Here is a 7108-nt window from a genome sequence, read left to right as displayed (position 1 = left end):
GGGTTCCGCCGTGCCCGAACTGCGGCGGCATGTTGAAGCCGGCGGTGGTGTTCTTTGGCGAGAACGTGCCGCGTGCCACCGTCGACGATGCCACGCGCGCGCTCGAAGCCGCGGACGCGGTGCTGGTGGTCGGTTCTTCGCTAATGGTGTATTCGGGGTATCGCTTCTGCGTATGGGCGCAAAAGATGGGCAAGCCGGTGGCCGCGATCAATCTCGGCCGCACGCGCGCTGACCCGTTGCTATCGTTGAAGATTGCCGCGCCGTGTGCGGAAACGCTAACCGCACTGGCTGCGCGGCTTGCGCTGGATTGAAGGCCGTGCGCAAAATCACGGGCACTAACACAGACATAAGCACAGGAACGCAGATGCTCACGACCATCGAACAACTGGAGACCCTCTACGGCGAGCCGCACGAGCGCGCGGTCCGTAAAGAGATTCCATATGTCAACGAGGACTACCGGGCGTTCATCGAATTCGCGCCGTTTGTCGTGCTCGCAACCGCCGGGCCGGAAGGACTCGACTGCTCGCCGCGTGGCGATGCACCCGGCTTCGTGCGGATCATCGACGAACGGACCCTCGCCATTCCCGATCGAGTGGGCAATAACCGCATCGACAGCCTGCGCAATATCATCGTCGAACCGCATCTGGCGCTGCTGTTCGTTGTGCCCGGCGTCGGAGAGACGCTGCGCGTCAATGGCCGCGGCCGTATTTCCGCCGATCCGGCGCTGCTCGAAAGCTTCGCCGTTGACGGCAAGCCGCCACGCACCGTGCTGTTCGTGGATGTCGACACTGTGTACTTCCATTGTTCCAAAGCGCTGGCTCGCTCCAAACTGTGGGACCCAGCGCGCCACGTCGAACGCGCGCGGCTACCGAGCGCGGGCGCGATCCACAGGCGCCTTAATGGCGAGACGTTCGATGCCCGCGCCTATGACCTCGAACTTGTTGAGCGCTTGCGCACGAGCCTGTACTAAATGACCAACCCGTCTCTTTCCTCGATGCGCCAGCGTGCTCCTGCGGCCGAGCGCAATCGCGAGCCGATTCTTGCGGTGCTGCGCGAGGTGCTGCCGTCGAGCGGCGTCGTGCTGGAAATCGCCAGCGGCACCGGACAGCATGTGATCCATTTCGCAGCGGCGCTGCCCCAACTCGACTGGCAGCCGAGCGACCCCGATGCCGATTCCCGCGCCTCGATCGCCGCATGGACGGCGCACGCCGGCCTCGCTAACATACACGCGCCGCTCGAACTCGACGTCGAACGTACGCCTTGGGGCATCGGTGCCGCGCAGGCGGTGCTGTGCGTCAACATGATCCACATTTCGCCGTGGACCGCGACTCAGGCATTATTCGACGGCGCAGACCGCCTGCTTGACCGCGACGGTGTACTGTATTTGTATGGGCCGTACCGGCGGCACGGCGCGCATACGTCGCCGAGCAATGACGCGTTCGACCAGCAGTTGCGCGGCCGCAATCCGGCATGGGGCGTGCGCGATATGGAGTCGGTGGTCGCGTTGGGCGAGGCGCACGGGTTCGCGTGTGGCGAACCGGTTGCCATGCCCGCCAACAATTTCAGTCTGGTGTTTATGAAACGCTAGTGAGTAAATCGGGTCTGACGGAACACTCGAACGCGCACAGCCGTGGCGAGCGTGCTTAAGCGGTAGCTCAGGGTAAGTATGACAAGCCGCGCGGGCATTGGGGCGCGGTCTGCACGCTGGCGGCCCGAGCGCGATCGTAGCCGGCAAGCGAGCGGCAATCCGGCATTTCTTTTATGCTTTCATCCTCGACGCCTGCCGACGGTCATCCCGGCGCGGCGTCACGACACTTCGGAATCTGGAGAACTCAAATGGGCAAACAGGCAATCGGCGTAGTGGGGCTAGCGGTCATGGGCCGCAATCTGGCGCTCAACATCGAGAGCCGCGGTCACGCGGTGTCCGTGTTTAACCGCAGCCGTGAGAAAACGGATGAACTGATCAAAGAGTATCCTGACCGCAAGCTGGTGCCGACTTATACGGTCGAAGAATTTGTTGAGTCGCTGGAAAAGCCGCGCCGTATCCTGATGATGGTCAAGGCCGGTGCCGGGACCGACGACACGATTGCCTCGCTCAAGCCGCTGCTGGAGAAGGGCGACATTCTGATCGACGGCGGCAACACCCATTTCACCGACACGATTCGCCGCAATCAGGAACTGGCCAAGTCCGGCCTGCACTTTATCGGCACCGGCGTGTCGGGCGGTGAAGAGGGCGCGCTCAAAGGGCCGTCCATCATGCCAGGCGGGCAACGCGACGCCTACGACCTGGTTGCCCCGATCCTCACGGAGATCTCCGCCAAGGCGCCGGACGGCGAACCGTGCGTGGCCTATATGGGCCCGGATGGCGCTGGCCACTTCGTGAAGATGGTGCACAACGGCATCGAGTATGGCGACATGCAATTGATCGCCGAAAGTTACTCGGTGTTGAAGCAGGTGGTTGGCCTCTCGAACAAGGAACTGGGCGAGGTCTACACCGAGTGGAACAAGGGCGACCTCGACAGTTACCTGATCGAAATCACCTCGAAGATCTTCAGCAAGAAGGACGACGAGACGGGTAAAGATCTGGTGGATGTGATCCTCGACCGTGCCGCGCAAAAGGGCACCGGCAAATGGACCAGCCAGAACGCGTTGGACCTCGGCGTGCCGCTGCCGCTGATTACCGAGTCGGTGTTCGCGCGCGTGCTGTCGTCGCTGAAAACCGAGCGGGTGGCGGCGAGCAAGGTGATCAAGGGGCCGGACGTGAAGCCGTTTGACGGCGACCGCGCCGCGTTTATCGAATCGGTGCGCCGCGCGCTTTATTTCAGCAAGGTGATCTCGTACGCGCAGGGCTTCGCGCAATTGCGGGCGGCCTCGCAAGAGTACAACTGGGATCTCGACTTCGGCACGATCGCCAAGATTTTCCGCGCGGGCTGTATCATCCGGGCCCGCTTCCTGCAGAAGATCACCGACGCGTACACGAAGGACAAGGCGATCGCCAACCTGTTGCTCGATCCGTACTTCAACGACGTCGCCACCAACTATCAGGCGGCGCTGCGTGATGTGGTGATCGCCGCGATCAAGGCGGGTGTGGCGGTGCCGGCGTTTGCGTCAGCCGTGGCCTATTTCGATGCATACCGTTCGGAGCGCCTGCCCGCCAACCTCGTGCAGGCCCAGCGCGACTTCTTCGGCGCGCACACCTTCGAGCGCATCGACAAGCCCGGTAGCTTCCACGCAAACTGGTCCTAAGCTTGCGTCACACGGTACAGGCGGTCCACGCCGCCTGAGCCCGTGCAACGAAAAGCGGCCCGGTCCCACTCATAGGGGCCGGGCCGCTTTTTTTCGCGTGACAGAGGCGATTCGGCGATGCACGCGCTAGCGTGCCGGCAGATGCGGGATGCCTTCGTTACTCGCCAGATTGAGTTGGTGAATCTGCCGGTGCGCCTTGTTCAACTGGGCCTGTGCGGCCAGGCGCTGCGCTTCCAGTTGCGCGACGTCCTTGCGCACCTGATGCTGCCGTCCCACCACCGATTGCTCCTGCACTGCGTGGCGCTGCAACTCGCCGCGCAGACGCTCGGCCTGGGCCTCCGATTGCGAAATCATGCGTGCGAGCTGTTCGTTCTGGGCGGCCAGTTGCGCGCGGCGTGCCTCGCCTTCCGAGAGGCGGGTGGCCTGTTCTTCGAAGTGGTGGAAGGCGGCTTCCGCGGCGTTGAGGTCGGTGGCTTTTAGCGCGCGCCAGAGCGAGCCGGTCTGGTACAGCGCCACGTAATACATCAGTTCCCGTGGATGGAACAACAGGCTGACCGAGTAGTCGAAACTGCGGAAGACCCGGAAGGGAATAAGCGCCTCTTCCTCGGCCAGCCACTCCACTTCGGCAGTGTCCGCTATCTGCACGGCGCGGCCGCTGATTGGCGACGGGACGACCGGCACGGCCCGCAGAGTGGTGACTGGCCGCGGTGTATCGGCGCTTCCCGCCACGCTTTCCGTTGTGCCCTGAGCGGCGGCCGACTGCGGCTCATTGCCGTTGGGTGAGGGGGAGCCCTCTCGGGACACCGGAGCGAGGTGGGATGGTCCAGTGCCAAGCAATGCGCTGCGTCGGTTCAGGAGACTTTTCACGGCAGTTCCTTAGAGTGGCTCGCCCGACATCGCCAGGCGGCGCCAGCGTATGGAGCGTGCCGGGTCGCGGGGTGGTGCGTGCGATCAACGAAAGCGGAGGGGCCCGGCGGCTCGGCCGCCTGTATCCCACAGCGGTAAGGCTCAGTGCAACGTGCGTTGCCGGCGCGCAATATCGTCGAATAGTGCGCTGCTCGGTTCGAGCGCAAGCAGCCATGACTCGTCATAGCCGCTCAGATTGTCGAGCGCTTCGCGCAGCCTCTCGAGGGCGACCGCAGGAAGCTCGACGCTCGCCTCGACACCGCTGGATAGGCGGGTAATGCTGGCAAGCTGGACCAGGGCGTCGGCCGCTTCGGCCACGTCTGCCGCAAAGACGAGGTGGGTATTGAGTAACTCGACCAACCCCGGTGACGCCGCGACATCTTCGACGTTCAACTGTACGGCCAGAAACGTGGCTTTATTCATCCCGGAGCTCCTCACGGACAGGACATAACGGCGAGTGTCTCGCCTACTGTGCGTTGCGTCAGCAAGAGCAAGTATAGGCGAGCCTCGTTGGTAATCAATGCTCACACAATTGTCGCGCATGGGCCGCAGGCCCGTGCAGCATGGCGCGGCGTCCGCGCCCTATAATGAAGTGGGTGATGTTGATGCACGGGACTGAGTTTTGCTATCAGTCAGCACATGCAAAGGACTCGGCACCGGAACGGCGTGCGGTGCGACGACTTTGGATTGCATGCATGCAGGAGGCATTGCCGCCGTTAGGACCATGTAAGCATGAAGCGGATCGGCAACCGGACCGATTGCTTCGGAGGGCCAGGCATTGTGCACACGCCTGAAGATTGATTGACTCACGTGACGAGGTTTATCTAATGAGAGACAAGTCGCTTCATGTGGTTTCGCAGGTGTTGTTCGCTATTTCCGTCGTGGCCGCTCTAAGCGGTTGCACGATCACGCCGTTGGGCACATCCCCCGAGTCATACAACGGCGCGTATGGAGCCTACCAGACGAATGGCGCCGCGAATCCGGTGCCGGCCGGTTTCTATCGCGTCAACCCGGGCGATACGCTGGCGGGGATTGCCAGCGCTTATGGCCAGCATCCGCAGGACCTGGCGCGCTGGAACGGTCTGGCGCCAGGCGCTTCTGTCACCGTGGGCCAGGTGTTGCGGGTGGCGCCGCCCACGGCCGCGATCCAGCCGCCCCCACCCGCGCCAGGCGTCGGGGCTGTGGCGCAACAGGGGGTGTTGATGTGGCCATTGCACGGCCCGATCCTGAAGCAGTTCGCGGTGGGTAACTCAAAGGGCATCGTGATCGGCGGGCGAATCGGCGATCCGGTCAAGGCGGCCGCCGCTGGCCGGGTGGTGTACGCCGGCAACGGCATCGAAGCATACGGGCCGCTTATCATCATCAAGCACGACGATTCCCTCATTACCGCGTATGGGCAGAACAGCACCTTGCTCGTGAAGGAGGGGGACGCCGTCACTCAGGGAGAGACGATCGGCCAGGTCGGGGTGGACAGTCACGGCGTCGCTTCGATCCAGTTTGAGGTGCGCAAGGACGGCCATCCAGTCGATCCACTCGAGTGGCTGCCGAGGGCGGGCGGCTAACCTGCCCGCGCGGCTACGGTGCCATAACCGGCGCATCGTAGCCGCAACCAGCGTTGCTGGTCCTGGTTGGTCACTTTCGCTGCCACTACCGCGACCGTTGCCCCGAAGCAGCACGGTCGCGGTTTTCAGTGTCGTCGTAATTGAATACACTGGCTGACTATTGCGCTGAAACCGCTCAACCCCAGGACACTCGGGAGCAGGTGGCCAGCGAGCTTACCCACAGGAATGTCAGATGATCGATTTGCGCAGCGATACCGTCACCCGTCCGAGCCAGGCCATGCTCACGGCCATGATGTCCGCCGAAGTGGGCGACGACGTGTGGGGCGACGACCCGACCGTGTTGCGTCTGCAAGCCTCGGTGGCTGAACGCGCCGGCAAGGAAGCGGGACTTTTCTTCCCGAGCGGCACGCAAAGCAACCTGGCCGCGCTGATGGCCCATTGCGCCCGTGGCGACGAATATATCGTCGGGCAGGCGGCCCACACGTACAAATACGAGGGCGGCGGCGCGGCGGTGCTAGGCAGCATCCAGCCGCAGCCGATCGAAAACGCGGCCGACGGCTCGCTGCCGCTCGACAAGATCATTGCCGCGATTAAACCCATCGACGATCACTTCGCGCGCACGCGCCTGCTCGCGCTGGAAAACACGATTGGCGGCAAGGTGCTGCTGGCGGGCTACGTCGCCGAAGCCGTGCAGCTGGCGCGCGAGCGGGGTCTCGCCACTCACCTCGACGGCGCGCGGGTCTTCAACGCGGCCGTCGCATCTGGTCAGCCGCTGGAAGCGCTGTGCGCGCCGTTCGATTCGGTTTCGATCTGCTTTTCGAAAGGACTAGGTACGCCGGTGGGTTCAGTGCTGGTCGGCAGCAAGGCGCTGCTGCAAAGCGCGCATCGCTGGCGCAAGGTGCTGGGCGGCGGCATGCGGCAGTCGGGCGTGCTGGCGGCCGCGTGCCTCTACGCGCTCGATCACAATGTCGAACGTCTCGCGGAAGATCACGCCAATGCAGCGCATCTGGCCGCCGGCCTCGCGCAAATCGAGCAGGTCAAGGTGCAATCGCACGCGACCAATATGGTGTTCGTCCAGTTTTCCACGCAGCATTGCGCGCCACTCGAAGCATGGCTCAAGGAGCGGGGCATCCTTACGCAGATGCTCTACGCGTCGCGCTTTGTGACGCATCGGGATGTCTCGCGGGCGGACATTGATACATTCGTGGCCGCTGTGAAGGGGTATTTCGCGGCGCACTGAGCCGGGCACTGAGCCGGACACTCAATGGTGCACTGAATAGCGCGCTGAGTGACTCGCTGAGTTGGGCGGGCACCAGTGGCGCGCCATGGGCGTCCTGAGTGGCGCCCGCGCCTACTTCGCCGACGACGGCGCGCTGACCCCTGCGCGGTGCGAC

General features: G+C 63.6%; 8 protein-coding genes. 6 read left to right on the top strand and 2 right to left on the bottom strand.

Features of this window, described 5'->3' with window-relative positions:
* From WCA85_RS00210 to gndA, 4 genes are all read left to right on the top strand, one after another.
* A partial coding sequence (locus WCA85_RS00210; RefSeq protein WP_424060932.1) for a Sir2 family NAD-dependent protein deacetylase occupies positions 1–311 on the top strand: 311 nt, incomplete at its 5' end.
* A 53-nt stretch (positions 312–364) separates the two neighbouring features.
* Complete coding sequence (locus WCA85_RS00205; protein WP_424060930.1) at positions 365–970, top strand: pyridoxamine 5'-phosphate oxidase family protein; 606 nt, start codon at positions 365–367, stop codon at positions 968–970.
* Positions 971–1588, top strand: a complete 618-nt coding sequence (locus WCA85_RS00200) for a DUF938 domain-containing protein (RefSeq protein WP_424060929.1) — start codon at positions 971–973, stop codon at positions 1586–1588.
* A gap of 248 nt (positions 1589–1836) precedes the next feature.
* Positions 1837–3246 (top strand): NADP-dependent phosphogluconate dehydrogenase, encoded by a 1410-nt coding sequence (gene gndA / locus WCA85_RS00195; protein WP_424060928.1) that lies wholly within the window; start codon positions 1837–1839, stop codon positions 3244–3246.
* Positions 3247–3372: 126 nt separating this feature from the next.
* On the opposite strand, the gene WCA85_RS00190 is transcribed toward gndA, so the two are convergent.
* Together WCA85_RS00190 and WCA85_RS00185 are read right to left on the bottom strand one after the other, a co-directional pair.
* Positions 3373–4113: a DUF2968 domain-containing protein gene (locus WCA85_RS00190; RefSeq protein ID WP_424060927.1), complete on the bottom strand. Its 741-nt coding sequence runs from the start codon at positions 4111–4113 to the stop codon at positions 3373–3375.
* Positions 4114–4254: 141 nt separating this feature from the next.
* Positions 4255–4575 carry a hypothetical protein gene (locus WCA85_RS00185; protein WP_424060926.1) on the bottom strand — a complete coding sequence of 107 codons (321 nt, stop codon included), beginning with the start codon at positions 4573–4575 and terminating at the stop codon, positions 4255–4257.
* Between the two features lie 404 nt (positions 4576–4979).
* On the opposite strand from WCA85_RS00185, the gene WCA85_RS00180 reads away from it, so the two are divergent.
* The gene (locus WCA85_RS00180) at positions 4980–5714 is read left to right on the top strand and encodes a peptidoglycan DD-metalloendopeptidase family protein (RefSeq protein WP_424060925.1); all 735 of its coding nucleotides are present in this window, start codon (positions 4980–4982) and stop codon (positions 5712–5714) included.
* 232 nt (positions 5715–5946) lie between these two features.
* Entirely contained in the window at positions 5947–6954 is a 1008-nt protein-coding gene (gene ltaE, locus WCA85_RS00175; RefSeq protein ID WP_424060924.1) for a low-specificity L-threonine aldolase, read from the top strand.
* Positions 6955–7108: the final 154 nt, after the last annotated feature.

This window comes from Paraburkholderia sp. (genome assembly GCF_049581445.1).
In the GTDB taxonomy this organism is placed as follows: domain Bacteria; phylum Pseudomonadota; class Gammaproteobacteria; order Burkholderiales; family Burkholderiaceae; genus Paraburkholderia.
Note: the sequence above shows the minus strand (reverse complement) of the source record. Positions and strands in the feature narration are given on the sequence as shown.

Bases quoted from the DNA above. Each gene is read 5' to 3' on its own strand.
- WCA85_RS00205 (WP_424060930.1), top strand. From the start codon at position 365: ATGCTCACGACCATCGAACAACTGGAGACCCTCTACGGCGAGCCGCAC.
- WCA85_RS00200 (WP_424060929.1), top strand. From the start codon at position 971: ATGACCAACCCGTCTCTTTCCTCGATGCGCCAGCGTGCTCCTGCGGCC.
- gndA (WP_424060928.1), top strand. From the start codon at position 1,837: ATGGGCAAACAGGCAATCGGCGTAGTGGGGCTAGCGGTCATGGGCCGC.
- WCA85_RS00185 (WP_424060926.1), bottom strand. From the start codon at position 4,575: ATGAATAAAGCCACGTTTCTGGCCGTACAGTTGAACGTCGAAGATGTC.
- WCA85_RS00180 (WP_424060925.1), top strand. From the start codon at position 4,980: ATGAGAGACAAGTCGCTTCATGTGGTTTCGCAGGTGTTGTTCGCTATT.
- ltaE (WP_424060924.1), top strand. From the start codon at position 5,947: ATGATCGATTTGCGCAGCGATACCGTCACCCGTCCGAGCCAGGCCATG.